We start from the raw sequence: 26,200 nt of genomic DNA, 5'->3' as shown, positions 1-26,200 counted from the left end.
ACGTCTTTGCCGACCGGATCTACCGCGGAAATCAACTCCTCGACGCGCTCTCAGACTGCGGTCCATGGACTGTCGAGATCGTCGAGCGGCCCCAAGGCGTCAAAGGCTTCCAGCTTCTGCCGAGGCGGTGGGTGGTTGAACGCACATTCGCTTGGTTCGGCAGATGCCGCCGCCTCGCCAAGGACTTCGAGGCGACGGTGGCAACCGAAGCTGCCTGGCTGCTGATTGCACACATCAGGCTCCTGACCCGCAGACTCGCGGCTGCAGCTAAGGTTGGGTGATTTATGAGTCAGACTCTAAGGAGGCGATCGCCGTTGATCAGCTTGGCTACTCTCTAAGCGGCGGCGGCAAAAAAGTACGCCGCCGGGCCCGAAATGGCGGCGGCGCCCTGTCATTCCCAGTGCTGGGGCCCTGAAATTCCCAGTGTCATTTCCTTTAGCGGGTACGCGGAGAGACGGCAGTTGCCCACCTCACACAACTTTTAAGAGGAGCCGACGTCAGGGCCTACACGCTAGCTCCTCCGAAACGCGACCGTACTGCGTCCCCAACGGTCCCGTCCCTCAAAGGAGCGTGCGCCTAGCGGGTTGCTGATTTCCTAATGGTCACTCTCATCAGCAGACGTAGCGAACGCCTTGCCCAAATTTTTGTATCGTTTTCCGGCGTAGGGGGGCGGGCGTAGCTCCTAATGGCATTGCTCGGCCACGAACAAGAGGCAATATCCGCTCGTCGATGCCTGTGATCCACGACGATGAGGCCGGCTCGTTGAAGTATTTGCGCGCAGCACACGCGCGGCCAGGCCTGGTTGCACCGTCTCGAGCTCGATGGCGACCGGAATTGCGGAGGCCGTCGGCCCATGACCTTTCGCCACGCACAAGCTCACCAATCGAACCGTACCGCATACCGCTGTTTCAGCCTCTTGGTGGTCAGGCTGACGGCATACTGGATGCGATCGAGATCGGCGCCGTCGCGGGCTATTGCCGTCATCGCCCAATCGCTGCCAGCCGGTTCGACTTCGACGTGGCAGACGTACTCTGCGCCGGGGAAGCTGCGGATTTCGCGCAGCGCGATAAGCTCAAGATCCTTCGCGGCTACCATTGTAACGGGCACCGGAGCATTCCTCGCCTTTTCAGAAGTCAACCGGGATCGATCGGTGCTGTTCCTAAGCTGAAGCGCAAGCGCGAAGCGGGAGCTATCCGATGACACCGAAGCAGCAGCACTCCACCCTTAAGGGTGCGATCAACCGTGGGATCGTAGTGCTCGACGCGCTCGGCGACTCCGAGCTCAAGTTTCAGAGCGTCGCAGGTCTGGAATTGGACGGCGGCCGATGCTGTCTTGGCCTAGGGCTACAACGAGACCCGCGTCCGGATCGTGCCGAAGGCTGGTGAGATCGCCCAGGCCCAGACCGTGGCCGATTGGCTAGCTTGGCTAGGACACCACCACGGCGGCGTTCAGCGGCTCGTGGCATGGGCGCACGATGACCTATCTGGCCATGGCTGAGCGGGAGCGATGCAGCGCGCGGACGGTCCACAACCGCATCGGCAAGTCGGTCGCGTGATCCTAGAGCATTTCGGCGGGGCGGAGCTCAGCATCGAGATGGTCGACGAGCCGGCCGGCCGCGCGCATCTGCAGAACTTCTTGACCGGACGGGCTATGGCCGGGGTTAACCCGGTCGTTATCTCACACGGCAAGGTGTGGATCGGCGGCGTCGGCTGGATGAAGGATCGGAAGCGCTGGAGCGACCGCCGCGATAGGGCGGCTGGATTTGAGGGGCGCCGATGATCGACCTTGCCGACTATACCAAGCCGATACGGGACCAGCTGAAGCGCGGTCGGTTCGGCTGTGTCTATGTCGCCGGCATGGAGAGCCCGAAGGCCTGCCGTATCGGCTACGCGGAAGATTTGGCGCCAGCCGTTGCGAGGCTGCGGCGCTCAGCGACGGCAGCGGTCACCATTGAGAGCGCATTTTGGGCACCTGATCGCCGTATCAGCAGCCACCACAATCGCCAAGGCGGTTCAGTGCGACCTGGCCCACCATGCAAAGGCCGGCGGATGGTTCGTTGTTGAGCCTGAAACGGCCACAGCAGCCGTCGAGCCGGCCTCAGTGCTTATTTTGGCTCGCTCGCGGCCATGGCGTGGCACGATCAGCTGATACGGCAACACAGGGATAGGAACCATCCCCTAGCAGGTTAGTTGATGGCCTGTTCAGTGCCGACCGTCATCGGCGTTGAGCGAGGGATATGGACTCGGTCTCGGCACTTGCACCCCTCGTGCTGAGGCCTTTTCTTTGCGCTCAATTTCGCGACCGGAGAATCCGCATGACCCCCAGAGAACGCCGTGACATGCCATGGATTATTGGGGCCGCTGCATTGGCTTTTGTCCTATCGATCGTTGTCGGCGGCATGACGTACTTTCGGTAGCGGCCAGGGCTAGCCCGGGCGAATATCGGGACCATTCGCGAGTTGCTTCTCTAATTGGGAAGCGCGATTTTCCAAATCGTCCATCTCGAGCCGGATTTTGAGAGCTAGATCCGTGTCCTTGCTTTGCCGAGCCAGGGCGAGGTCCGTCTCCAACTCGCTGAGGTCCATCAACACGCTGCCCAATTCCACGCTTGTTACGTAGGTCGGATCATTTTCAAGGTGGGTGTACCGGCTGCCGAGCGCTGTAGGAGAGCGGGCCTCGTCACCGCGTTCGGGGGCGGCGATTGCGGATGGATGGTTTTGCGGGCCAGCGTTCGCGTCACGTTCATCGGGGATATGTTGTCTTTGGCTATAGCGCCCACGCCGGGTTTTGCTCACCAGCAGGTAAACGATCATCCCAGCGGCTAGGCCGATGACGAGCACAATGGCTAGACCGATGACGCTCATGTTACACACCCTATCGTTCTCCACAGGTCCGGACCACAAATTGACTTCTGCAGCGACGTAGCCGAATTCGGTCGCAAATCAGCTTGAGTGAATAGATGCGCCCGCCCGGCACCGCCGCGGCGGGTTTTCATTTGCCGTGTTTTCAAACGAGCACGGCAGAAGACGTTCCAAAGTAGAGAGGAATAGATGGCGCACGGGATCAAGAATCGATCATTCGCTTCATCAAGTGGTCCTTGGTGGTTGAGGAGCGCGAGACATAGCGACAGCCGGCTGCATGCTTACAGAGACAAAGTTTTTTCCAAATAAGGTAGAGCATAGCGCCTGTCTTTGCGGCACCTGCTCTCAGTATCCGTAGTGGCAAAATTCGAGAAGCCTCAAAAAGGCAGTCCGCACCGGCTGGTGATCGGGCAGCACACGTCCCCTTCAAGGAGCATCGCGAGGTTCGCGGGTGCCCACGGCAGAGTTCATGTCCACATGAAGCCAGGCGGCCCAATCCGGCGGGCCGACAGTATCTTCTGCGCACGACGTGCGTGGGATCACGGCACTGAAGTCGGCTTTATGAAGTCGATCGAGGATCGCTTTCAGCAGCTAGCAGATCGGATAATCAATGATCGTGTGCCCGCGTTTGGCGCCGAACAGACGTACATCATCAGTTCTTTCTATGCTCTTTGGGCGGTGCGGGCCGAAATTCGGGACCGACCGGGAAACGACATCAATCTACACGGGTTAATGCCCGGTCGCACTGGATGGTCGCGGGACGAAGAGGAAGGATTGGAGAAAACGGGACTTGCCTTTTTCCGGGGCGTGATGATGCCAGCCCACGTCGTAAACGGTATGCACGCGGGTGTGCTCGTCGGGCAATACCTCCGGCAAATAAACCCATTGGCGTATTGGGGCATCGTTAAGGCCTCCCGCGGCGAGTTCATTGCGCCCGACTGACCCGTGCATGCGTTCATACCGATCGCGCCAACGTGCTTCGGCGAACCCGGCTGCCAATCAAATCCTTGAACGCGACGGTATCGGCCTCGTCTACAAGCGGCTGCGATTGGCCAGCCGTCGCTATTTCTTTGCGAGATTTCACGGGTTGTCCTTGACGAGCAGGCGTCTCTCGTTTTGCCTTTGCTCAGCGAGCCGCACCCTTGTGCGAGCCGCCTGTCTGCTCATCGCGTTTGAGCTGCTGCAGCTTGTATTCGGCTTGGACGGCAGGATCGTCGTTGCTGCCTCGAACAGTATCCGCTTCGTCCATGCCGCCATCGAGGCCTTTGGCTGCGTTGATATGCTCTTTAAGGTCGGTGACCGCCGGACGGTTATACTGCTCAAGGTACTTGTCGAGAATTCCCTTGCCTGGATCGTCGAGCTCTTTCGTGAGCGCTTGGAGGTATTCGGTCTTGTCCGTCGCGGTCCAGTCGATGCTGAACCCAGCGCGTTGCGCCAGCACCGAGTGAATAATCATGATCGTCCGCCCGTTACCGTCCAAAAAGGGATGGCCGTGCGCGAGATAGCCGATGACTTCGCCGGGTTTGGCCCGCATGGTATTTTAGATCGTTTCCGAGCTTCAGGGCGTGGTCGATGGCATTCTGAATAGATTTCGGGTGCGCGAAGAGAACGTCGCCGCGCTTGATCGCAATATCAGGTGCTGTTTGGTTGCGATCCTGACCGGCCCAAGGATACATCGCTTCGAACAGCGTTTTGTGCGTACTCAACACATGTGCGTAAGCCAGAGTTTTCTTCTTCTCAAGCGCTGCGAAGGCGTCATCGATGCCGGTTGTAAAGGAGGCATGTTCGAGCCTCCTTACAATTGCGGGGTCTTTCTCTTGGGCAAAGTTGCGTAGATATCCGCGCGTTTCGAAGTCGCCGAACGGATCGAAGCTCACGGCCTAGCTTCACGCAAATAGGCAGCCTGAAGCAGAATCATTTCTGGACGTGTAATCTTGTCCGCTCGCACTAGACCAATAAGTAGCCGCTCAATCTCATCGAGCTCGACCGTATCCCCGGCTAGGCGCGAGATATGGTGGGCCAGGCGGTCGTTTGGGCCCTCGGAATAAGACACGTGGAACGTCCGAGCTAGCGTCCGGATGTGCTCAGCGGTCGAGGAGGCGGTGACCTCGTTCATGCTGCTAATATAGCAATTCTTGCCAGAAATTCCATTCGAATAGGTACCTGAAATCAGCCGGTTACGAAGCGATTTCCTATCTTCCACCGGTGAGCTCTCAAAGGCCCTTGGAACCTCATCGGGTGACCAGGGCTGTAGGGCAGCTGGGCGCTAGCGCATGGAGAGCATCCGTGAACCGGATGAAAGCTCTCCGATGACTTCCCTTTCGCCTAGGAAACTCGGCCCGCCCGAAGGTATTTGTCAGTCAATTGTGCTCGGTAATCCGCTAGGCTGCTTGGGGAAGGGGCTCTGGTGTGTTTGCGATTCACGGGTAGCCGTCACTCCACATCCGCTCGTGCCAGCTTTCGCAAAGCAGCCTGTCGGCTTGCTGGATCATCGCCTCGCCTTTGGCCCGCATCTCCGCCGATTGGGTCGCCAGGATGCTAGCCATCGCGCGCGCCTTGCTGAGCTCTTTCGCCAGAGCCTTGCGATCGCCGCCCAACAGGGGCGTAGGGTGATACTTCGGGGCCATCCAGACATCCGGCGCAAAGAGATCGGATCGGCAAATCCAGAGCGACTACGGCGTCTCGAACGCTGGCCAGCACCCGTTTTCTTCATGCCTGCCGGGTGCGCTGCTGGCAGGTGTTGTCGAGCAGCCGCTGTGCAACGTCCTTCCAGACCGCGTTGGCGCCATACAGTCGGACGGCATCGGCGGTCTGGATTTCCACGGTCCGCTCGCAGCGGCGACAGGAGACGCGCAGCACGTTGCGCTTAATTTCCGAAAGGCGTCGCTGTCGGGCCTGGGCCACGGTCGCGCCGGCGCGAGGGTCTTTGAGGACCGCTTCCCAATATTCTGCCGGGAGCGGGGCATCTGGACCCGTAGCGGGCGCTCGTCGACGGGCGTCTTCAGCCGCCAGTTTTTCCATCTGTTTTGGGGTCGGCATGCGCCAGCTCGCGGCTCGGTCGGTCATGCCGAATTAGAACATAACAAGAACAAATGTCGAGTCGGACCGGGCAGTCGGTGAGAAAAATCCTCCTGTGGGACGGGGTCGCGTTGTCGGAACCAACCCGGGTTGTTCGTCTTGAATCCGGCATCAGTAATGGAGTTCCCCGCGATGGCCCCCCGCGCCAACTGGAAAGGCTTCCTTCGTCTTTCCCTCGTCACCTGTCCGGTCGCGCTCTATCCGGCCACCTCGGAATCCGAAAAGGTCTCATTCAACCAGCTGAATCGAAAGACCGGCCATCGGATCAAGTACGCCAAGGTCGACGCCGACACCGGCGAGGAGGTCGACAACGAGGACATCGTCAAGGGCTACAAGATTGATACCGATACCTTCATCGAGGTGACCAAGGAGGAGCTCGAGAACGTCGCGCTGGACTCGACGCGCACCATCGAGATCGACGAGTTCGTCGACCGCGGCGAGATCGATCCGCGATATCTCATTCGCCCCTACTACCTGCGTCCGGACGGCAAAGTCGGGCACGATGCCTTCGCCGTCATTCGGGAAACTATCCGCGAGATGAACAAGGTCGCGATCGGCCGTGTGGTGCTGACCAATCGCGAACACATCATCGCGCTCGAACCGCTCGACAAGGGTCTGATGGGTACGCTGTTGCGCTACCCTTACGAAGTCCGCTCCGCCGAAGAGTATTTCGACGACATCCAGGACGTCAAAGTCACCAAGGACATGCTTGATCTCGCCAAGCACATCGTCAATCAGAAGGCGGGCCATTTCGAACCGGACAAGTTCGAAGACCAGTACGAAACCGCCCTCATCGATCTCATCAATCAGAAGCGCGCCGGCAAGCCTATCACCGCGAAAGCGCGTCCTCGCGGTGAGAACGTGGTGGACCTGATGGACGCGCTGCGCAAGAGCATCGGAAGAGAGGGCGCGGCCGCGACAGAGGCACCCAAGAAATCAGGCAAAAAGCCGCGTAAGGCCGACGCTGGGCAGAAGGAAATGCTGATGCCGATCGCAGGCAAGAAGCCGGCGAAAGAGGGCGCGGCGAAGAAGCCGGCGGCCAAGCCGCAGCAGAAGTCGGCTTAGGCGTCATGAAGCATCCCGTGACGCCGGACAAGCACTACTTCATCGTTCGCGGCAGGCTCTGGCGGATGGCAAATCCCAATCTCGACGATGTCACGCGAGATCATCTCGTCGGTGGGCCGGCGGGCGGCGCGCGACGCCAGGAAGGCGGCCGACCGCGAGGTGAAGCAACGTCGCATAGCGCCGTGGACGAGGTTAAGCAGGCGCGCGGCGAGCGCGGTCCGGTATGGTGGGACGTGGGCCGCCGGATCTCAACCGTCGCATGGCGAAGAACACGCTTGATGCCGACTGGTATGCGAAACTAAATCACTCCGAACGTGGAGGACCGTGAGTTGCCAAAAGCCGCTATCTTCGATCTGGACGGCACGCTTCTTGACTCCTTGATCTCCACGCGCTGGCATGGCAGGAAGCTTTGCTCAAGTTTGGCCACGATGTCAGCTTTGAGAACGTTAGAGGACAGATCGGTAAAGGCGGAGACAAGCTCATTCCCGTCTTTCTGTCCGTCGACGAACAACGGGACCACGGCAAGGAACTGGAGGAGTGGCGTGGCAGGCGTTTCAAGTCGGAATATCTGCCGCTTGTGCGTCCCTTCTCGGCCGTCCCAAACTTGCTGCGGCGCGTTCGGGACGCTGGAGTCCGGATCGCGGTTGCTTCCTCGGCCAAGAAGGATGAAGTCAATGATTATCTCGACGTCGCTCGCGTCGTCGATCTCGTGGACCTCACAACTTCTTCCGACGATGTAGATGAATCGAAACCGGAGCCGGACATCTTCAATGTCGTTCTCAGGAAGCTCAAGATTGATGGCGCCGGCACCGTTGCGATCGGTGATACGCCGTACGATGCGGAAGCGGCTGGTAAGGCGGGAGTTCGCTCGATTGGCGTGCTCTGCGGAGGCTTCACAGAACACGAATTGAGGAAAGCCGGGTGCGCCGAGGTGTATCCGGGGCCCGCTGCGCTACTGGCCTGTTTCGAACGATCTTTGCTGTGCAATTAGTCAGTCGTCGCGCCTTCAGTGCTCCTCGCCTGCTCAGCTCTCGATTGCTCTGCAAAGTAGGAGCGATATGGCTGAAAAAACTTCCAGGAGATCGACCTCGAGCGCGGGGATTCTCGCATACCGCAAGGGCGCCCGCGGGCTCGAGGTTCTGCTCGTTCATCCCGGTGGTCCGTTCTGGCGTAAGGATGATGGCGCCTGGTCCATTCCAAAAGGTGAAATCGATGCCAATGATGCACCGGAGAACGTCGCTCGACGCGAATTTGTCCTCCGTGAAGAACGCGGTCGACCGCTGATTTAAGCGATCTTTTGAGCCGGGATAGTTTCGGCGAAGGCCCGGATGATGGCACGCAAGAGTTCTGCGAGCCACCGCAGGAGCAGGCCGAAGTTGTAGCCTGCCGCGGCGAGGACGGCGTTGATGCGGTCGCCGAGGCGGCCTTTGAGATAGTTGCGGTCCATGCGGTGCTCGGCCTTGACGTGGCCGATGACGGGCTCGACAGCCGCACGACGCTTCATCTCGCGCCGGATGGAAGCCGTGACGCGGCGGACCTGCCCCGAGATCCAGACCCTGAGCCGGTGCGGGTGGTTGTGGCCGCGGTACCCTTTGTCGACATGGATACGGCGAGCCTCCACGCCGGTGAGCTTCTCCATGTCGGCGACCACAGGTCCGAGCGTGTGCCCGTCGAAGGGATTGCCGTGCAGCGCCTTGGCATGGAGCACGAACTGTCCGCCCTTCGGGGACGTCACGGGGGTAGCGATACTGACCTTGCAGCCGAACTCGTAAGGCGCGCGGGCCTTCCCCTTGCCGATGCACTCGACCTCCGGCGCATGTAACGCATAGACCTTGGGGCCGCGCTGATGCTGATCCTGGTTGCGCACCCGCTGCGCCAGATCGAGCAGCGGACCGAAGCGAGCTTCCAGCGCCGCATCGCCATCGATCTTGCGGCGGATGTCGCGGATGATCCGGCCAAGTCGCGTCCGCAGGAACTTGAGCTGGCGCCGGGCGCGCTTGAACTGATGAGCGTGGGTATAGCGGCCGACCATGATGGCGGCGCGCTTCGCCAGGCGCAGATAGCTCTGGCGCAGCGGCACACGGTTGCGCTTGGCGAACCCGACGAGCTTGGTGATGGCCCGATGCATCAGCCGCGCGTCGGTCGGATGCGCAACGGCTTTTGGCTGCACCGTGGTATCGACCGCCACTCGCTCCAGGTCCTTGGAACCGAGGGCGCCAGTCTTGTGCGCCACCGACAGACTTTCCTGGATCAGCGCGACGAGCTGCTCCTCGCCGAGCCGCTGGCGCCAGCGCGTCATCGACGATCGATCGAACGGCAACCGGTGGCAGAAGCTCAACTCGCCGCAGAAGTATTGGTAATAGGGGTTCTCGATCCAGCGGGCGCACAGCACCTCATCCGAGAGATTGTGCATGTGCTTCAGGATGAACAGGCCGGCGACGAGCCGCGTCGGCAGGCCAGGCTGCCCCGGACCGGTTTGGCACACCGAACCGAAGCGATCATCCAGAAACTTCCAGTCAATCAGCGCTGCCAACCGCACCAGCGGGTGGCCCATGTCGATGATTTGATCGAGGGCCGGAAGCAACAGGTCTTTCTGGCGATCGTCCCGCGGTTTGCTCATCGCCTTCCCCAATGCCGATGGCTCGCCGTCAGGGAATCACGAATCGTTCGAAAGCAACATCCCAAAACGCAAGAAAGCGTAGCCCAACACCCCGCTTTCTTGCAAAATCGAATACCTTATCGAGACAACTTTTGCCTATCTATCAGGCCGATCTGCATTCTTCACGGACGACGAATTTGCCGAAGAACTCGGCCCCAGCGCTTCGATTGGTCCACTCCGGGCGCTGGGGGAAGTCCGACAGCGGGGAGGGAAGCGCGTTATCGCATTCGCCGGCGAGGGCCATTTTGACCCGGCGGCGCTGACCAGCAATACCTTCGATATCGAATGGCCGCCCAGAAGCGGTCGACGGCAGAGCTTTCCCGAAGTCGACCGCGCGGAATGGTTTGATATCGAGTTCGCGCGGACCAAGATGCTGTCCGCTCAGATAAAGTTTCTCGATCGTCTTTTGGCGATCGCGGTTGAGAGCGCCGGGAAATAATGTTCAGGATTGGAATCATTTCGGACACGCACGGCCTGTTGAGGCCCGAGGCGGAACGAGGGTTGACGGGCGTCGATCACATCATCCATGCCGGTGACATCGGGCGCCCCGAGATCGTCGATGCGCTTCGCCGGATCGCGCCCGTCACAGCCATTCGTGGAAACGTGGACAGTGGCGAGTGGGCTCGCGACTACCCCGACACGACCCTTGTGCGCTTGGCGGGAAAATCGATCTACGTTCTGCACGACTTGAAGACGCTGAAGGCCGACCCCGGCGCCGGCATCGACGTCATCGTCTCCGGGCATTCCCACGTGCCGAAGATCGACAGGGTCGGTGGCGTTCTCTATCTGAATCCCGGCAGCGCGGGACCCCGGCGTTTCAAGCTGCCGATCACGCTTGCGACGCTCGAACTCACGCCTGACGGCATGCGACCGGAAATCCATGACCTCGGAAGCGACTGAGTGCCACCGCGGAGGAATTCACACCGGAGGAGGCGAGTGCGTCAACCTTTTTGCCGGCTTTCGCCGAACGAAAGTTCTACTTGCGCCGACGTTCGCGCTCGCGCACGACGTCCTTGGCCCGCTTGTCGGACCTGAGCCCAAGGTAGACGGGCTGGCGCAGTTCGCCCTTGCTCGTCCACTCCGCGAATTTGACCTCGGCAACCAACGAGGGCCTGACCCAGGTCGTGGCGGCCTCGTCCTTCACTTTGGCAGGGAAGGGTGATTTCGGGGTCGTCAGCTTCACGAGCTTGGCGTGGAGCTCTTCCAGGACCTTGTGGCTGAAGCCAGTCCCGACATGTCCGATATAGCGCCATGCGTCGTCTTCCCGCACGGCAAGGACCAGGGCGCCGAAGAATGGCCTGCTGCGCCTCGGCGCTGTGAAGCCCGCGATCACCACTTCCTGCCGCTTTGCTGTCTTGATCTTCAGCCAATCCGCCGTCCGCCTTCCCGACGCATACGCGCTGTCGGCGCGCTTCGCCATGATGCCTTCCAGACCCTTCCGCTCGGCCTCGGCGAAGAATTTCGTGCCGTTCGCTTTGCGGTGACGGCTGAAGGCGATCAGCCGGTGACGTGGCAGGATCGCTTTCAGCCGCTCCTTGCGCTCGAGAAGAGGCTGTTTGCGCAAGTCAACTGCGTTCTGAAACATGAGATCGAAGGCACAATACAGGAGCTTTGCTTCATGACGCAGCGCGTTTTGAAGCAGCTGGAAATGCGAGACGCCGTCCTTTCCGATCGCCACGAGCTCGCCGTCGATCACGGCGTCGCCCCTCACGCCCTCCAGCGCTTTGGCGACCTCGATATAGCTGCGGCTGATGATCTTGCCGTTGCGGCTGTAGAGCGAAACCTTGCCCCGCCGGATTTCTGCTATCATCCGGAAGCCATCGTACTTATCCTCGAAAATCCAGCCGGGATCGTCGAACGGCGCGTCGGTGAGCGTCGCCAGCATCGGCTGTAAGCGCTTGGGCAGGGTCGACGTCCGGCTCATTCAAGGGCCAATTTTTCAGAGCGTGTTGCGTAATGCATGGACGTCCTTCAAGAATGAGGGAACGCTTAAAGCCATGGCATGTTCCGTCAGACGCCGCGGCAAATCCCAGAGTGCGCGACGCTAACTATCGAACGTGAAGGTCTGATCAGACCGATGGCCAGAAAACTGAAAACCTACCTGACCTCGCTGGGCTTCTTCGATCTGGCGATCGCCGCTCCTTCCATGAAAGCGGCGCTGGAAGCGTGGGGCGCAGACAGCAATCTCTTTCATCAGGGCGCGGCGAAGGAAAGCGATGATCCGGACGTCATCGCCGCGACCATCGCAAAGCCTGGCGTCGTGCTCAGGCGTCCGGTCGGATCCGACGGAACTTTCAAGGAGCATGCCGAGCTGCCCACCGATCTCGGCGGTGGCACGCCAACGAAAACTGCCCGCAAGCCGAAAGGCTCTAAGGCGAAGAAGCTTTCCTCTCGCCCTGTCGACAAGGCTGCGGAGCGAAAGGCCGCTCTCGACTACGACCGAGAACAGAGGCGTCGCGAGGTGGAAGAGCGAGAGAGGAGGCCGCCCGACAGAAGGAGAGAAAACGCCGTCAGCAGGCGGTCGACAAGGCGCAGGCTGCGTTGGACAAGGCCGAACAGGAACACGCGAAACGAGCCGCGGCCATCCAGGCGGAGGTCGTGGCTATTGAGAAGAGATCGCAGGCCGAAGAAAATCGCTGGGATAAAGAGAAGGCGCGATTGGAAGCTGCGATGCGGCGCGCGCGGGCTAGTTAGCGGTTCTTTGGTCGGCGGCACGAGCGATCAGCGCCATGAACTCGCAACGGCTTATGGCGGTGCGCTCATACTCTTATTTCGCTTTCGGCACCTCGGATGCGAGCGGCGCGCCCCAATTGTAGGAAAAGCTGACGCCGGTCAGAAGAATGAAGTCATTTCATTCTTGATCCCCGCTTAGTCCAGCTCGGCAAATGCCGGCTGACCCGCGCTTATAGTCTGGCCGGATAGACGGGGGCGACAATTGGGCTGGCTTGCGGTTGCGGTGCAACCATCGGTAAATGTTGAGGCCGCTTGGTCAGGACCGTGGGTAATGCCTCAGTTTGAAATTCAGCTTTGGGCGTGCTCGTGCATCGCAGCGGCAAAAACCTCGCGCGCGGCGTCAGCATTGATCGCCGCGATTGCAAGGCCAACGATGATGTCTGGCCATGCTGAGTTCCACGCAAATGCGGTCACGAGCCCGGCTGCGACAATGGCGATATTGGCCATAACGTCGTTGCGAGCCGACAAGAATGCAGCGCGGGTGAGACTTCCGCCCCGATCGCGATAACGCGCGAGCATGAGGGCGCAAAGCAGGTTAACCAGCATGGCGCCAACCGCTGTTAACGCCAGTGGAGTGGGCTTTGGCGGGATAGGAGTGCTGAATTTCTCCCAAGCCGTCCAAAGTGTAGCTAGCGCTGGTATCAGAAGAACTCCGGCCAGCGCCATTCCGAGCCGCGCCCGATTGCGAATCGTCCAGCCGAGACCGACCAGGATCAAGAAATTCACCGATGCATCTTCTAGAAAGTCGATGCTATCGGCGAATAGAGAAACCGATCCGATCCAGACGGCTACGGCAAATTCGATTCCGAAATAGGCGAGGTTCAAAATCGCGACAAACCGCACGGTCTTACTTAGTGCCGTTTTCATCATGCTTTCATCGTCCAGATGCCCCGGTGTACCGTCCCTAGAAAAAATAGGAAGCCCTGATAAAAAGAGCCGAGCCCTTTGCAGCTAACAAACATGCACGACGACAAGGCAAGAGATTGAGCGGAAGTTAGCGAAGTGCCGTGACCTTTGCTTGAGTTGCCGGGCGGACTAACGAGCCAGGCTGCGCCTTGCTTAGCGAACGGCGGGCTTCGGCAGTTCTTCTTGAAGCGCTGCAAGGGTGAGGTTCGCCCCAGGCACGCCAGTGAACTTACACTGGATGGTCGATTTCGCGGTTGTGCGGTATTGCCGTTCTAGCGCTCCTAGGAAAACACCATTACGGCCGCGGTCGTTCGATCCCAAAAACGTCTGGACAGACCGCTTCAACATTTCGGCGGTGAGAGAGCAGGCGAGGTCTTGGAAGGCCTTCGAGCCGAGCTGCTCAAATTGAAGCTCACGTCAACCCAGTGCCGCCTTAGTATTCTACTACGGCCTCAACCAACGAATAGCTCGTGCTACGACCGCCGGCCGCGTCCTTCGCGAGTATCCCCTTAGCAACCAGATCTTCGATGTCGCGCAGAGCGGTGTCTTGCGAGACCTTGGTAAGTGTGGCCCACTTCGATGAGTTAAGCTTGCCTTCAAAGCCCTCGAACAGACGTTCGATCATTGCTTTCTGGCGCACGTTCAATTTCTGACCCGCGTGCTTCTTCCAGAAGCGCGCTTTCTTGAGCACGGGTGCCAGGATTGTATCGGCACGGTCAAAAGAGCGATCAAGACAATCGAGAAACCAAGTGAGCCACTCAGTGATCTCAAGGTCGCCCTTCTGCGTCGCTTCCAAGATATCGTAGTAGGCATTGCGCTCCTGCCCAATTTGAGCCGACATGCTGTAGAATCGTTGTGGGCTGTTTTCGGAACGTGCTAGCGCCAGATCGGCAATCGCGCGCGCGATGCGGCCGTTGCCATCCTCAAAAGGATGGATGGTCACAAACCACAGATGGGCAATAGCCGCCTTCAGCACCGGATCGATGTCCTGCGTGCCGTTGAACCAGCCGATGAAGGATTTCATCTCATCGGGTAGCAGTGTCGCTTTGGGTGCTTCGTAATGTACGCGCTCGCGTCCGATCGCGCCCGAGACGACCTGCATAGGTCCGGATTCTTCGGTGCGCCAGGCTCCCACCGTGATTTTGGTCATGCCGCTGCGACCTGTAGGAAACAGGGCAGCGTGCCAGCCAGATAGGCGTTCGGCGGTAAGGGGGGCATTGTACTTGCCCGTTGCGTCGACCATCATTTCGACGATGCCTTCGACATTGCGCTCAGCTGGCGTAAGAGCGCCGATATCGACACCCAAGCGGCGTGCGAGTGACGAACGAACCTGGTCGCGGCTGAGAACTTCGCCCTCGATCTCGCTCGACTTCGTCACTTCCTCGGTAAGCGCTTCGAGGTTGGCTTCGGTTTTTAGTTTGAAGCCCAGTTCTTCCATGCGACCGGTAAGGCGCCCCTGCCGATTGCGAACAGCCGCGAGCCTTTGGGCGAGCTTCGCCGCATCCCAAGTGAAATGGGGCCAATCCTGAAGTTCGTGAATATAGGTCATTCGCCGTATCTTTTGCGGAGAATATGAGGTCTATTCGCCGCAAAAGCAATGGTATTCTACGCACGGGATGCGGAGAATATGTAATGGCGAGCGGAAACCGGCGACCGGGTGGCCGCTGCGCGGCTGCCCCATCCCTCCTGCTTTCACTTCCGAGGTTTTGATCGATTTCGGCGTCTATTGGCGCTCGCCTTCCCAACGGGATACGCGCAAAGCGCTTTTGGCAGCTATGGGAGTGCGCCATTTTGGTGGGGCCGCGTCATTCCCTTCTTGCCGCTAAATCCATATCCCCGGCTCGAAGGAATTTCTGCGACGGGAAAACGTCAGTTATTCTCGTGCTGTCCTAGCTAGGACACCTGGCGGAGGGGAAGGACACCCGTTAAGCATCCGGAAAAAATAGAGCAATTCATTTACCTTTGATTCACGCAAGTTAATTGACCTGCTCCGGCTTTGATTCGATGATCGCAAGACTGGGTAGGCGGTTTCATTAAGCTCAATTTACTGAGGCCCAGAGGGGCGCCTAATTATTTCACCGGCGGCTCGGCAAGCGCGGAATGAGGAACGGCCTCAGCATCACTTCCAAGGGTGTTGGGGCCGTTTCTTTTTGGCGCGAGCGGCCCGGACTGGAGAGTTAATGGTTCCCTGCCTGTTTCTGGGTTGCCACGAAACCTACGCCCCGTACCATGCAGATGCGGACCACTCGCGGAGTGGGTCCCACGAGCGCTGCATGATCCCGGCGCTTTACGCGATGACAGAGTTAACCTTGGCCCCGGTCCGTCGCTGGGGCCGCTTCTTTGGGCTGGCCCCATGGCGTATGGCGGGGAAATTGTCAGGCCCGGCGAATGCGTCGCGGATCGCTAGCTTGTACGGATGGAAGCCATCCGTACTGATCTCGGGCGCGCCGATCACGCGCTCGCGAGGCTCCTGAACGAAAGCTCCGTATTCTCCATTGTCGTGCTTGCCGTGCATTAGCTGATTGATCGCCTTGCAGACGGCCATGCCGATGAACGTGTACTGGTCGCCCTTGTGGCCGATCGTGTGGCGCTCAGCGCTAGGAAATCTTGTCGTAACACTGGCACCCGGAGACGACAGAGGCCGCAACTGAGCCTGCCTTACTCTTCGGTGGGCGGTTGCTGGTTGGCTCGCCGTCGCGCCTCTAACCAATCAGCGAGAACCTTGTACTCGCGCTCCATTTCTTTGAGTTCGCCTCTAGTCTCTTTGTGCCCCAGCGGCCTGTAGATGGCACTCGCGCTCCAGCGCGCGGTACTTACGACGGGGCATCGTCCTTCCCCGGTGTCAGAGACGACCCTTATGATTCGTGCTTTCCAAAGTTATTTGTGCTTCCAAAGTCATGCATTCAACCAGAATACTTAATCACGTCCGCTGTCCCCGGTTCGTTCTCCGCTTCGGATTCCTTGATCTAGGTCAAAGATCGGATAGGGGTAGAACATCCGACGGGGCGCCTAGGACAGCGGACGTATACGCAGAGCACCAGCAATTGCCCGGCTTTCGGACAGTTTAGCTTAAATTGTCCTCGCACCCTCGACGACGCGCTGAGATAGAGCAACAGGATGTTCAATGCCTGATGAAAAGCGAGGCCTGATGACAACGTGCAGATAGCTGTGCTGGCGTATGCTGACGTTGAACAGTGGCGGGTTCGTCCTGATTGAGAGATCCCGCGAGTTCGTGTTGGTGCCTTGGCGGCCGGTGCTGGAGCGCGCGGGGCAATTGGTCACCAGCCAGGTCGGCGGGGAGGGCATGTCTGGTCGATCGGCATCAAGCGCGGGATGACGAAGACCTTGCTTTCGTTGGGGCGCTCCTCGCACCGAAAACCCTCGACGTCGCCAGTCTTGACCATAACGGTGCTGGGCTCCTCGACCGGCACGATGAGGTATTGGTGCGACCAATGTCCTCGATCCTGGGCCTGTTCTTGAGGAACGCACCACCCGCCCGTTTTATTCGATACCATTGGACTGAAATGGTCGTCCAGCGCCTCGCGGTACTGCGCGGTTGACTAAGCCGCCGGAGCCCTCTCGCTGGAACGACACGACGTTGCGGCTGAAGTCATAGCGAGCGAGGCGCGCCATGGTCTTGAGCACCGCGTCCGGCACGGAGGCCGCGAGCAAAGCAAAGCCCTTCGAGCATCAACTAGCGCCATTTGGGTCCGCGAGCATGAGCTTCCTTCCGGGCCGGTTTCAGTTCATGGCGGCGCTTTTCGGCCAGGGCCGCAAGCAAGGTTTCAGATTGCAGCAGGTCATTGTCCGGCTCTGCAACCTGCAGGCGCCTGCGAGATGATGAGATTGTGGGCGGCATAGCGCGCCGGGGCGGGACATGCACGGAGATGCGGGCGGCATGCAGGATGACCGCGGGCTCGGGGTCGCCGATCAAGAAATCGAGGACGCAGCGGCCGACCGCCGTGAGGGCGGGCAGCTTTTGGAGGCGGCCGGTCTCCTTTCCCCCTCGACGTGCAAGCCGCCTTTGGAGGCGTAGCTGGTCATGCACCGGCCATCAGATCCGTGAGGAACGGCACGAGGGATTTATCGACCTCCTTCAGCACGTCCAGAACGGGCGCCGTTGAGTCGTCGACAGCCATCGAGACATCTTGAACTGGGCAAAGTCGACGTCGCCGGTCTGTCGCGAGCCGACGGAGCGGCGAACACCAAGCATGGCGGCATAGGTTTGGTAGGCGATCGCCCCAATGAGCATCCCGCGAAGGCAAAAACGCCGGTCTTGGCAAGCGCCGCGATGACATCGCCGATCCCACGTTGAGGCGGGGAAAGCTGAAAGATCAGAGCCGCGCGCTGCCAGCAATGATGAAATGTTGGCTTTGTTATTTCTCATACTAGGTCGTCGCACTTCAGACGGATTGTCGCGAAAACGCCAGCTCATTTGTCCGACCACAGGGGCATGCGGGAGCGCAAATCTCGACACGTGCGGGTTTGATCGACGGGTCAAATTGCTGAGCGCTGGGCGATGGTACGAAGCTTGCGTAAGAGCAGGTCCATCTCTTCGGATCGGCGGAGTCCATCCGCTTTGTGACGGGCTCGGGACACGGGCGCTACATGAAGGTTGCCAGCATGTCAGGTATCGCTGCCGCTTTTCTATTGCCTTGGAGCAGCTCCCATCAGACGGTTTATGATCGGCTGAAGCACATGCTTTCGAAGCTCTCGCTTCGTGGACAGGCAGGCGTCGGGATCGCCGCCTTCATGCACAATAAAGGCGTTCGATATAAAACCGCGTCTCGGCCATCACACGAACTGCGTGCGATCGACAAGGACGAGCAGGATCTGGAGTTCCTTCCCCATGTTGCAATCGCTCATGTTCGCGATCGTGTTTGCACACAGGGTGAGAGTGACGATCGACCAACTTCCAATCGCAGGGCCGCCTCCCGCCAACTGACAATTTCGTTGGACGGAGCGTTAGTAAATGCTCGAGAGATTAGAGCAGAAGTGATTGCCCAAGGTCACACCTTTGAGGGTCGGACAGATGCCGAACTCTTGCTCAAGCTAGTTGAACACATTTGCGAAAGGGGTTATTGGCGCCAAGGCCTGCGCGTCAACTATGAGAACGTATTTCGTGAGATTGATGAGCGCATTGATGGTGCTATTAGTGCGCTTTTGCTGGACGCCGAAGGAAATCTGGTTGCGTTCCGCAATAGGTATGGTCTGCGTCCTTTGGAGTTCATGCAGACGGACGATGGGTGCTTGCTCTTTGCGTCGGAAAATTGCGCCTTTGCCGGACTTCGGGGTAAGTCTGACCAAATCGTGCCGGGCTACATCAAATATGTGGACGGAAAAAACGGAGATTGCCTCGATCGTTCTGTCGGCGATTCTCGACGTGCCGCCAAGCTTTGCGCCTATGAAGCGCTTTACCTCGGAAGTCCAGATACATCGATCCAGGGGCGATCTCACCTCGAAACTCGTTACAGCATTGGCGTCTCGCTGGGGGACCTTGTTGCGCGTCAGCTTCCTGCAGAGCCGGGCGCCGCTCCAATCATCATCTCGTCCATGCCTGATACCGGAGGGCCCTACGCTGACGGCTTATTCGCATCTCTCGTAGCACGTGGGATTAGCGCCGAACGGCGTGAAGTCATCGAGACTCAAATCACTGAGCGAACTCTGATCGGCCCAAGTAGTGAGCGCAAGCGTCGTATCGCTCACAAATACCGTCTGGCTTCGACTGACGTCGAAAAACGCACGATACTCATTGCCGATGAAGCCCTCATTCGTGGCGACACCAGTCGGACCGTAACGAATATACTTCTTGCTGCGGGCGTCGAAGCTGTCCATTGGGCAATCGGCTCACCGCCTATCGTGGCTCCGAATTACTACGGCGTGAATATTGAGACCATCGATGAACTGGCCTTCTGGCGGACATGGAAGAGGCTGTCCGCTCAACAGCGGAAGCAAAGCTTACTATTTAAAGATATCGAGCCGCACGTCCTCAAAACCATCGAAGCAAGAATCGCGGTCTCGATCAACGCGGCAACTGTGACCTACTTGCCGTTCCCACGTCTCACATCGTTGCTGCCGCGGGAGAGCGAGGGAATAGATTTGTCGCCCTTTACATTCGAAATGCCAACTCCTGCGGGGCAAAGGCGCGCAAACAGAGACCTGCATAATCTTATGGCCGACCACTATAGCGCTGCCTGAGGCCCGAATCATGAAGCCAGCTCTTGTTTTTGATTGGAATGGCACGTTGCTTGACGATGCCCAGGCGCTACTGCAAACGACCAACACTATCTTGGAGCGCTTCGGACGCCCGACGATCGATCTGGACACCTTTCGGGATCATTGCGATGTCCCCCTGTCCATTCTTTTCCGAAATGTCGGGATGTCAGAAGCGGAAGTCGCAGCTGTAGATCGCGACGGCGGCGCAATCTTCCATGACACCTACGAGCCGCTAGCCGACAAAGCGGAGTTACGCGTAGGTGCGCGCACAATGCTGGAATTGGCGCGCCAAGAAGCGGCTTCGTCCATCATCGTGAGTAACCATATAGTCGCGCCCCTTGTTGCTCAATTGCGGAGGCTCGGAATCGACAGCTACTTCAATGACGTCCTGGCTTTTGAAAGCCGTCTCACCCAGTATAAAACGATGAGCAAAGGGGAGCGGCTTCGGCGGTACATGGAGGAGAATGATCTAAAGCCTAAGTCAACTTTCATCATCGGGGATATGCCAGTGGAAACCAACATTGCGCGAAGCCTCGGACTGATAAGCATATCCATCACCGGCGGATTTGTTTCCGACGCGCGCTTGCGGGCAGCGAAGCCGGACCACATCATCCACAACTATCACGAGCTGTTACCAATCGTTCAAGCGCATGGCTTTTTCTAAATGGATAGATGTTATGTGCAAAGTCGAGATGTCGCACTTAAGCGGCGGTGGGAAGGAGTAGGCCTCGTTGGACTGGGGCCCCACGGGGCAGCCGGCATTGGTGTCAGCCTCTTGCGTCACCAGAATGGGCTTACAAGGATCATTCTGCGACGGACCGTCCGAACATAATTCCATCGCTGAGTTGTCGTGGCCCGTAAAAAGCCTGTCCTCTTGCCCTTGCCGCCGGCAGATTGATTTAGGCAGATCGTTGTTTCAATGGCCGCCGTGGACATTTCTGAGAACGCCTGATCCACGAGCAACTTGCGTGCTTCACGTCGGCCAACTGACCAAGTGTTCTACTCGGCGCCATCGGCGCGATCTCTGTGCTTGGCCAACAGCCAACAGCTGCTCGTTGAACCGGAACAGAATGACGCTTGGTTGAACTCCACATGGTCTGGGACCCGCGACGAAAATGGGTGGCCAGTATGCCGCAATTGTCCCGTTCCTCTTGCTGACGGACATCGTCAGCAATGATCCTCGAAGTTCTTGGAGGACGAATTATCAGGGGGCCGGATGGGGCAGCACATGATGGAGTTTTTGATCGCGCCGATGCGCTTGGATGGGCTATGGCGCCCCGGACCGGTGTCGTCCGTCGCGAAATCTTATTCAGCGTCGCTCATCAGCATCAAAGCAGCATCTCGCAGCCGCCCCTGGCTACGCTATGATAGCCGAACTGATTCGGCGGCCCAGCCTGGCCTTGACCCCAAGTCCGGCCGCCGTAGCGCCTCAGCCGAAAGGGTGGGGCGCTTTTTTTTGCATATGCCCTTGCTGGCCCCAGGGAGCATCAGATGGCGCACCGCGCGCGCCGCAACAGTAGCCCGCCCCTGATGCCAGCAAGCTTAGGAGGCGGTCCAACCGTCTTTAAAAATTGCGATGCCCGTGGCAGCCGGCAAAATTTGGCAGATATGTGCGGATTTTCGGCGAGCTGGAATAATGCTCGTCAACTGACCGATTTTCGCCATTCGGCGGCTGACGAATTCGACAATTTCAGTTTGCCTTGATGCAAAAGCGCTGGACCGGACTGATTGCCAGCTCGCGCTCTGTTTTTAGCATTTCTTTTGCTCATCCAGTGGCCGCGATACTCATTGGCGTTGCCAAGTCGCCCAGCAGAGTAAACCCCGCCAATTCGATGTCGGTGAGGCAGATTTCTGCGGCAGCGCGTTTTGGTTTTACGGGGCGCGATTGTGAACCATTTCACAAATGCAGGGTGCGATGACTGCTAGATCGTAACGCGCAGGGGGATTTCAGGGGCCCAGTGACAGGGCGCCGCCGGGACACCATATTTCGAGCCCGACGGCGTAGCTTTTTTATGGGCATTGAAAACGGCCTTGGAAGCGCAAGGATGGTCCTTAGACTGGCGACCAGACCTCTCAAATCCCTTGCGGTCGTCGTTGCTCTTCCATTGGGGATCGGTTTAGCGGTTGAAGCCGCCGTGTTCGCGCTGTTCGACCGGGATGTTGGCGGCGCGTTCGGTTCAGGTCTGGCCAGGATTGTTGCTGGCATATTTGGTTTGGTCATCACCATCGTGATCATTCTCAGGCGAATTGCCGATGTCGAGGATTGACTGGAGAGCCCGGATCACGCGCGTGTCACAAAGCCTTGGCGGAAAAGTGCCAATCTCGCCGAGCTGGAATTTCACCATCCAGACTGGAATGCGTGGCGGGTGCCGCCGAGCGAATATACTCCGCTCGGCGGCGTTCAGCATCAATCTCCAATTGGAGGGAAACGCATGTTCGACGCCGAAACGACCGCGCAGCTAAGGGCAGTGCTAGAGGAAGTTTGCGAGAATATTTCCGTCTTTGAAATCGGCGCCAGGACGCATGTTGCTTCCAAGATCCTTGAAGCCGCGGCCAACGGGCGACTCTCAATAGATGAATTAAAAGCAGCGGGTCACAGCGCGCTGAACGCGCCTCCGGGGCGCTGAGTTTCGTCCCGGTCGGCCACGCTAGGCGAAGATGTTGAACTTCACGGTGAGGCGCTGTTCAAGATGCCGCTAGCTGGCACGCCCTTACAACAACCGGCCCGCCACGCGCGTCTTCGCGATGGGCCGTTCCGGGCGGATGGCACGAAAACGAGGGGGAGCCAGCCGTTGCGCCACGGACCTTTCGTCTCGAACGGTATCTCGAACGTCGGATCGGAGGTTTATTCCAACTGAACGGGCGACAAACGGAGGCGTCGAAGACAAAAGCAACGCCGCCCGTTTGAAGCTCCTACAGGCGCGACCTTCCAGCCGAGAGGTACTAACAAGCTTCCGGATATTGATCCATCTCGTCGTTGCGAGAAAAGATTCAGCCTTCAGACAGTATACGCTTGGAACGAAATGGAGCAGCGGGTATCGATTCAAAGCTCCCGGTCTCAAGTCCCCAAGCCCGCCGGGAGTAGCGGCCCTCGGCGCCATGAACCTCCGGCGCCGGGGGGCGTTGGTCGAGGAATCCTACATTGCGTCAGACGTCTCTGCCGGTATTAATCATCGGCACCATTTAGTCGCGACGTGCCGGCAGGTAGGGGCTTTAGGCCAGGCGAAGTCAGCCTTTCGTTTATGTGTGCTGCAGTTTCAGCCTGTCGCGCTAAGCGAATAAGATTGTCGCGCTCCACACCTGGTGCGATGCCACGAGCTTCTGATCCGCAGGCGCTCGGCCGTTTCTCCGAGCCGCTGGCCGAGGAGATAAACCTTGGTTTGTCTGGGCGTCCGCGGCGGAGATAAAGACGAAAACAAAAACAAGGATCGAAGCATTATTTCCTCCTTCAAAAGTGCTGATCAAAATTCATTTTGTCCATCGCGAAATGCGATGTGCAGCCAAACCCGTCTCCAGAGCCAGCGCCAATGATCGGCTTGCCGACGGGTGAAGATTGAGGCGTCCATTGCCGCTAAGCCTGCTGGGACTGCGACACGGTCCTGAGGCAGGACGCCGCAGAATTTACATCACCATAGCGCTCACCTTTTCCTTCCATCCCGCCGAATGAAAGAAGCACGCCTTTTGAAGAGACGTCTGGGGGATTTGCTTTTCAGATAAGCGAAAGGCGGCTTCCAATCGCTTCCAAATACGTAAATCGCATTGTCACGATGGATGCTCTCCAGCAACTAACCGTTGGCGCCCAATCATATGCGATGTAAGCGCCAAGGCCATTCACTGCTACGTATATGGTGGTGGTCCAAATGAAACCAGCGTGTCTAGGGTACTTTAGATTTCAGAAGATCAATCCGCGTCGATCTGAGCCACGCTCGGGGACGAGGTAGGTTGGTTTCTTGGAGCTATTCACCAACCTTTCGGACATGTCGCACTCGCCGATCGGTCGGCAGGTATGAAGCACCTCAACCTTGTCGTCTTGGCAGTTTGGGCAGGGGTCATTCATTGGGGGTATGGAGACTGCCGCTGAGCGTTGGACGAGACTGGCCGGGTCGCGCTCAGCGCGCTCTCTGAGTTGTGTGATAGCGCGCTCGCGGTCGTTCTCTTCATCCGAAATCAGGAGCGGGTACACTGTCGTATACATATCGAGCGGGACAATCACCTCGCCGAGATCGGGCACGTCCACGATTGCAGGGGCCGTTAGTCCAGCCAGGGGAGGGACTCCGATCATGCGACCGTGAAATCTTACGAATCGTTCGGGAACTCGACGCACCGGATTGGCGTAGATTGGGTTGCGTGACACAGAGATTGGGCGATGCACTGTCGACCTAGTGTAGATCGCCGGGACGTATCTCGGGTAAGCGTATTGCTGCCTGGGTACATAAACCCGCGCCGCCGGCGGCGCCCGATAGCCTGGCGCGGAGCGCATGACAGGAGCGGCTCGAAATGTTGCGGCGGATCTTGCTCCACCACCATAGGAATGACCGCCGCCGCCGGCTCTCGCTAAACACGGCGATGAGGCTACCAATGCCACGGACAGCGCCGCAGCAAGAACCAAGAACTTTTTCATATTGATCGCCCTAAAAACAACTTTGCTCAAAGAGCGACAGTCTTCAGCAACCTGCGGGCGAGTTCAAGAGGTTATTTGGTCTTCACCGCAAGCCCGATCTCGACCGGCCGGCGGATAGCCTCAGGTCGGCCAGGCAGATCCTCCTGATGGCGCCGCCAATCATCAGCATCTCGCGGGGCATATGGATCATTCGCCGGTAACGGGCTCGCTTTGTACGGGAGGGTGCCCCGCCTCGATTTCCGTCATTTATTCTTGATGGCACGTCATAAAGAGACAAGCCGAGCAAGTGCTGGAACACCCGCTCGGCTCTAGCCCAAGCCAAGGAGGGAGCATGGCCCAAGCAATCTAATACAAAGCCGGCTTCTTCGCTCTTCCGCGATCCAGTGCTCCGCGCTGCCTTCAAGGCGCTGAGGACGATGGGCAGACCGGTGAGCTGGTTGGAAACCGACCGGCCGGCCCGGCTGGATGGTGGCGCCGCCGAGTCCTTCCGCGTTCTCGAGAGGGTGTAACGGAGGGCGCGATGATGCTAAGCGCCGCTCGATGGCGGCCGCTTTTTGTACGTTACGAAAATTCGAATTCAAGTTTTGCCTTGGTCTTAGGCTTGGCGTCTGAAACCACGATACGCACGTTCTCTCCCAGCGCGTTGAGTAGATTAAATAGACGCTCATAGGAGAAGCCGTCGAAGTTCCCACGCATCAGTCGAGAGACATCGGGCTGCGCAATCCCGATCGTCTTCGCGGCTTGTGATTGTGTGAGCCCTTTTGATCGAATGATCGCGGCGATGCCGAGGACGAGGTCGGCCTTAGCAAGATGCATCTCTGCATCCGGCACGCCAATATCGGCGAAAACATTACCGCTGCCTTTTGTGCTTCTTGCTTTGCTCATTTTCCTTCTCCGCGTGTAACTCAATTGCCGCGTTCAACCGGGTGCGTATCAAGTCCTTGTCGTTCTGGGATGTCGTTTTCCCTTTAGCGGATTTCTTCTGAAAGGCGTGGAGTACGTAAATGGCGCCTTTCAACCGAACCGTGTAGACAGCCCGGAACGTATCTCCGTCAAAACTAGACTTGATTTGAAGGACGCTAGCTCCGTCTCTCCTTTTGCGCCCTTCTGGGCGGCACGGAGCGCAAAACCGATCTCCTTCTTGCAGGGAAGGGGAAAAGCGGAAAGATCTTCAAGCGATGAGCCAACGAACTCGAGAGGCACATCCTCCTTGCGCGCAGATGAGTTTATAGCAGATTTACTATTGGCCATGTCAACGAAAATATTGCGGTCTGGTTCCAGGAAATCGGGCGGCGAATCTGGTTGTTTTGCATGTTAGATACAATCTCAACGGGGGTGCGGCCGCAAGTGGGACTGCACCTACACCTTCGCCTTCAGCCCGATCTCGACCGGCCGGCGGATGGCCTCGGGCCGGCCCGGCAGATCGGCTTTGTTGCGGCGACCGTCGTCGAGCCTGCCCAAGCCCCGTAGAGTCCCCAAAGCAGCCGCCGATAGGGTAGGAATCACCCTCAGCCAATGGTTGCATATGAATGGATATTGACGCGACAATTGCAGAGCCCCTGTGATCCGCGTTCAGCCGGCCACGTGGGCGCCAGCCGGTCCCGCAAGTGAGGAACTTCAGGAAAGACGACATGGACAAGTTCGAAAAGTACCAAGCCGAGGCTTTGGTGCACAAGAAGCTGCCGGTGAGTGCCCTGTTCGGCATCGCTTGCTTCAACGATACAGTGAAGGCTGAGGTCGAGCAGTTGTGTAACTCGAAAGGTCACAAGTTGCAGATTGTCACCCGCAGAGAATGGTTTCATTGACATGATCCGCTTTACGCAAGGGAATCTTCTGGATTCAGACGCGCAAGCTCTCGTCAACACCGTGAACACGGTCGGTGTTATGGGGAAGGGCGTTGCCTTGATGTTCAAAGAAGCATTCCCCGAGAACTTCACCGCGTACGAAGCGGCGTGTCGGTCAGACGGCGTTCAGATCGGAAAAATGTTCGTCACAGAACGACGCGAGATGTTCGGCCCTAAGTGGATCATAAATTTCCCAACGAAAGCTCATTGGCGCTTCC

25 protein-coding genes and 6 pseudogenes are annotated in these 26,200 nt (G+C 58.5%); 17 read left to right on the top strand and 14 right to left on the bottom strand.

The window, feature by feature from the left end:
* The coding region (locus J6525_RS41905; RefSeq protein WP_225644838.1) for a transposase at window positions 1-281 on the top strand (281 nt) is incomplete at its 5' end.
* A 595-nt stretch (window positions 282-876) separates the two neighbouring features.
* Here J6525_RS41905 and J6525_RS41900 read toward each other — a convergent pair.
* Window positions 877-1,095, bottom strand: a complete 219-nt coding sequence (locus J6525_RS41900; protein ID WP_057019395.1) for a hypothetical protein — start codon at window positions 1,093-1,095, stop codon at window positions 877-879.
* A 411-nt stretch (window positions 1,096-1,506) separates the two neighbouring features.
* Here J6525_RS41900 and J6525_RS41895 point away from each other — a divergent pair, with 411 nt between their 5' ends.
* The gene (locus tag J6525_RS41895; RefSeq protein WP_225649039.1) at window positions 1,507-1,779 is read left to right on the top strand and encodes a hypothetical protein; all 273 of its coding nucleotides are present in this window, start codon (window positions 1,507-1,509) and stop codon (window positions 1,777-1,779) included.
* A gap of 646 nt (window positions 1,780-2,425) precedes the next feature.
* On the opposite strand, the gene J6525_RS41890 is transcribed toward J6525_RS41895, so the two are convergent.
* Window positions 2,426-2,863: a hypothetical protein gene (locus tag J6525_RS41890; RefSeq protein WP_225649038.1), complete on the bottom strand. Its 438-nt coding sequence runs from the start codon at window positions 2,861-2,863 to the stop codon at window positions 2,426-2,428.
* Window positions 2,864-3,421: 558 nt separating this feature from the next.
* Here J6525_RS41890 and J6525_RS41885 point away from each other — a divergent pair.
* Window positions 3,422-3,802, top strand: coding sequence for a hypothetical protein (locus tag J6525_RS41885; RefSeq protein ID WP_225649037.1), 381 nt, complete (start codon window positions 3,422-3,424; stop codon window positions 3,800-3,802).
* Between the two features lie 184 nt (window positions 3,803-3,986).
* On the opposite strand, the gene J6525_RS41880 is transcribed toward J6525_RS41885, so the two are convergent.
* The 4 genes and pseudogenes from J6525_RS41880 to J6525_RS41865 all read right to left on the bottom strand — a co-directional run bounded on the left by J6525_RS41880 (window position 3,987) and on the right by J6525_RS41865 (window position 5,926).
* Window positions 3,987-4,316, bottom strand: a complete 330-nt coding sequence (locus J6525_RS41880; RefSeq protein ID WP_225649036.1) for a hypothetical protein — start codon at window positions 4,314-4,316, stop codon at window positions 3,987-3,989.
* A gap of 13 nt (window positions 4,317-4,329) precedes the next feature.
* Complete coding sequence (locus J6525_RS41875; RefSeq protein WP_225649035.1) at window positions 4,330-4,737, bottom strand: hypothetical protein; 408 nt, start codon at window positions 4,735-4,737, stop codon at window positions 4,330-4,332.
* Between the two features lie 546 nt (window positions 4,738-5,283).
* A pseudogene (locus J6525_RS41870) lies at window positions 5,284-5,487 on the bottom strand (hypothetical protein); the annotation flags it as partial.
* A 45-nt stretch (window positions 5,488-5,532) separates the two neighbouring features.
* A pseudogene (locus J6525_RS41865) lies at window positions 5,533-5,926 on the bottom strand (hypothetical protein).
* A 144-nt stretch (window positions 5,927-6,070) separates the two neighbouring features.
* Here J6525_RS41865 and ku point away from each other — a divergent pair.
* The 3 genes and pseudogenes from ku to J6525_RS41845 all read left to right on the top strand — a co-directional run.
* Window positions 6,071-7,003 (top strand): non-homologous end joining protein Ku, encoded by a 933-nt coding sequence (gene ku / locus J6525_RS41860; protein WP_225649034.1) that lies wholly within the window; start codon window positions 6,071-6,073, stop codon window positions 7,001-7,003.
* 329 nt (window positions 7,004-7,332) lie between these two features.
* Window positions 7,333-7,994: pseudogene (locus J6525_RS41850) on the top strand (HAD family hydrolase).
* A gap of 67 nt (window positions 7,995-8,061) precedes the next feature.
* A pseudogene (locus J6525_RS41845) lies at window positions 8,062-8,280 on the top strand (NUDIX domain-containing protein); the annotation flags it as partial.
* 8 nt (window positions 8,281-8,288) lie between these two features.
* Here J6525_RS41845 and J6525_RS41840 read toward each other — a convergent pair.
* Window positions 8,289-9,623 carry an IS5 family transposase gene (locus tag J6525_RS41840; RefSeq protein WP_225649033.1) on the bottom strand — a complete coding sequence of 445 codons (1,335 nt, stop codon included), beginning with the start codon at window positions 9,621-9,623 and terminating at the stop codon, window positions 8,289-8,291.
* 172 nt (window positions 9,624-9,795) lie between these two features.
* Between J6525_RS41840 and J6525_RS41835 the strand changes: the two are divergent.
* Window positions 9,796-10,101, top strand: a pseudogene (locus tag J6525_RS41835) (NUDIX hydrolase); the annotation flags it as partial.
* Window positions 10,098-10,562, top strand: coding sequence for a metallophosphoesterase family protein (locus J6525_RS41830; protein WP_225649043.1), 465 nt, complete (start codon window positions 10,098-10,100; stop codon window positions 10,560-10,562). The pseudogene J6525_RS41835 and the gene J6525_RS41830, both read left to right, overlap by 4 nt.
* Before the next feature lie 76 nt (window positions 10,563-10,638).
* On the opposite strand, the gene ligD is transcribed toward J6525_RS41830, so the two are convergent.
* Window positions 10,639-11,586 (bottom strand): non-homologous end-joining DNA ligase, encoded by a 948-nt coding sequence (gene ligD / locus J6525_RS41825; protein WP_225649032.1) that lies wholly within the window; start codon window positions 11,584-11,586, stop codon window positions 10,639-10,641.
* A 153-nt stretch (window positions 11,587-11,739) separates the two neighbouring features.
* Between ligD and J6525_RS41820 the strand changes: the two are divergent.
* Window positions 11,740-12,356: pseudogene (locus tag J6525_RS41820) on the top strand (cell envelope biogenesis protein TolA).
* A 327-nt stretch (window positions 12,357-12,683) separates the two neighbouring features.
* On the opposite strand, the gene J6525_RS41815 reads toward J6525_RS41820, so the two are convergent.
* From J6525_RS41815 to J6525_RS41805, 3 genes are all read right to left on the bottom strand, one after another.
* Window positions 12,684-13,265, bottom strand: coding sequence for a cation efflux transmembrane domain-containing protein (locus tag J6525_RS41815; RefSeq protein ID WP_376708644.1), 582 nt, complete (start codon window positions 13,263-13,265; stop codon window positions 12,684-12,686).
* Window positions 13,266-13,734: 469 nt separating this feature from the next.
* A complete protein-coding gene (locus tag J6525_RS41810; RefSeq protein WP_225649031.1) occupies window positions 13,735-14,850 on the bottom strand; it encodes a Fic family protein in 1,116 nt (371 codons plus the stop codon).
* Between the two features lie 738 nt (window positions 14,851-15,588).
* Complete coding sequence (locus J6525_RS41805) at window positions 15,589-15,846, bottom strand: hypothetical protein (protein WP_225649030.1); 258 nt, start codon at window positions 15,844-15,846, stop codon at window positions 15,589-15,591.
* A 633-nt stretch (window positions 15,847-16,479) separates the two neighbouring features.
* On the opposite strand from J6525_RS41805, the gene J6525_RS41800 reads away from it, so the two are divergent.
* The gene (locus tag J6525_RS41800) at window positions 16,480-16,638 is read left to right on the top strand and encodes a DUF3363 domain-containing protein (RefSeq protein ID WP_225649029.1); all 159 of its coding nucleotides are present in this window, start codon (window positions 16,480-16,482) and stop codon (window positions 16,636-16,638) included.
* A 759-nt stretch (window positions 16,639-17,397) separates the two neighbouring features.
* Here J6525_RS41800 and J6525_RS47745 read toward each other — a convergent pair.
* A complete protein-coding gene (locus J6525_RS47745) occupies window positions 17,398-17,688 on the bottom strand; it encodes a GSU2403 family nucleotidyltransferase fold protein (RefSeq protein ID WP_376708643.1) in 291 nt (96 codons plus the stop codon).
* 221 nt (window positions 17,689-17,909) lie between these two features.
* Here J6525_RS47745 and J6525_RS41790 point away from each other — a divergent pair, with 221 nt between their 5' ends.
* From J6525_RS41790 to J6525_RS41770, 5 genes are all read left to right on the top strand, one after another.
* Complete coding sequence (locus tag J6525_RS41790) at window positions 17,910-19,499, top strand: amidophosphoribosyltransferase (protein ID WP_225649028.1); 1,590 nt, start codon at window positions 17,910-17,912, stop codon at window positions 19,497-19,499.
* A 10-nt stretch (window positions 19,500-19,509) separates the two neighbouring features.
* Window positions 19,510-20,181, top strand: a complete 672-nt coding sequence (locus J6525_RS41785; protein WP_225649027.1) for an HAD family hydrolase — start codon at window positions 19,510-19,512, stop codon at window positions 20,179-20,181.
* A gap of 827 nt (window positions 20,182-21,008) precedes the next feature.
* On the top strand, window positions 21,009-21,221 hold the full coding sequence (locus J6525_RS41780) for a hypothetical protein (protein ID WP_225649026.1): 213 nt from the start codon (window positions 21,009-21,011) through the stop codon (window positions 21,219-21,221).
* 341 nt (window positions 21,222-21,562) lie between these two features.
* Complete coding sequence (locus tag J6525_RS41775) at window positions 21,563-21,784, top strand: hypothetical protein (protein WP_225649025.1); 222 nt, start codon at window positions 21,563-21,565, stop codon at window positions 21,782-21,784.
* A gap of 165 nt (window positions 21,785-21,949) precedes the next feature.
* A complete protein-coding gene (locus tag J6525_RS41770) occupies window positions 21,950-22,144 on the top strand; it encodes a hypothetical protein (protein WP_225649024.1) in 195 nt (64 codons plus the stop codon).
* A 2,555-nt stretch (window positions 22,145-24,699) separates the two neighbouring features.
* On the opposite strand, the gene J6525_RS41760 is transcribed toward J6525_RS41770, so the two are convergent.
* Window positions 24,700-25,023, bottom strand: a complete 324-nt coding sequence (locus J6525_RS41760) for a helix-turn-helix domain-containing protein (RefSeq protein WP_092089278.1) — start codon at window positions 25,021-25,023, stop codon at window positions 24,700-24,702.
* Window positions 24,989-25,207: a type II toxin-antitoxin system RelE/ParE family toxin gene (locus tag J6525_RS41755; protein ID WP_225649040.1), complete on the bottom strand. Its 219-nt coding sequence runs from the start codon at window positions 25,205-25,207 to the stop codon at window positions 24,989-24,991. Before J6525_RS41755 ends, J6525_RS41760 begins: the two co-directional genes overlap by 35 nt.
* Before the next feature lie 562 nt (window positions 25,208-25,769).
* Between J6525_RS41755 and J6525_RS41750 the strand changes: the two genes are divergently transcribed.
* Entirely contained in the window at window positions 25,770-25,943 is a 174-nt protein-coding gene (locus J6525_RS41750; RefSeq protein WP_225649023.1) for a DarT ssDNA thymidine ADP-ribosyltransferase family protein, read from the top strand.
* A 1-nt stretch (window position 25,944) separates the two neighbouring features.
* A partial coding sequence (locus J6525_RS41745; RefSeq protein WP_225649022.1) for a macro domain-containing protein occupies window positions 25,945-26,200 on the top strand: 256 nt, incomplete at its 3' end.

This window comes from Bradyrhizobium australafricanum (assembly GCF_020329495.1).
In the GTDB taxonomy this organism is placed as follows: domain Bacteria; phylum Pseudomonadota; class Alphaproteobacteria; order Rhizobiales; family Xanthobacteraceae; genus Bradyrhizobium; species Bradyrhizobium australafricanum.
The sequence above is the reverse complement of the archived record's forward strand: the minus strand, read 5'-3'. Positions and strand labels throughout refer to the sequence as shown.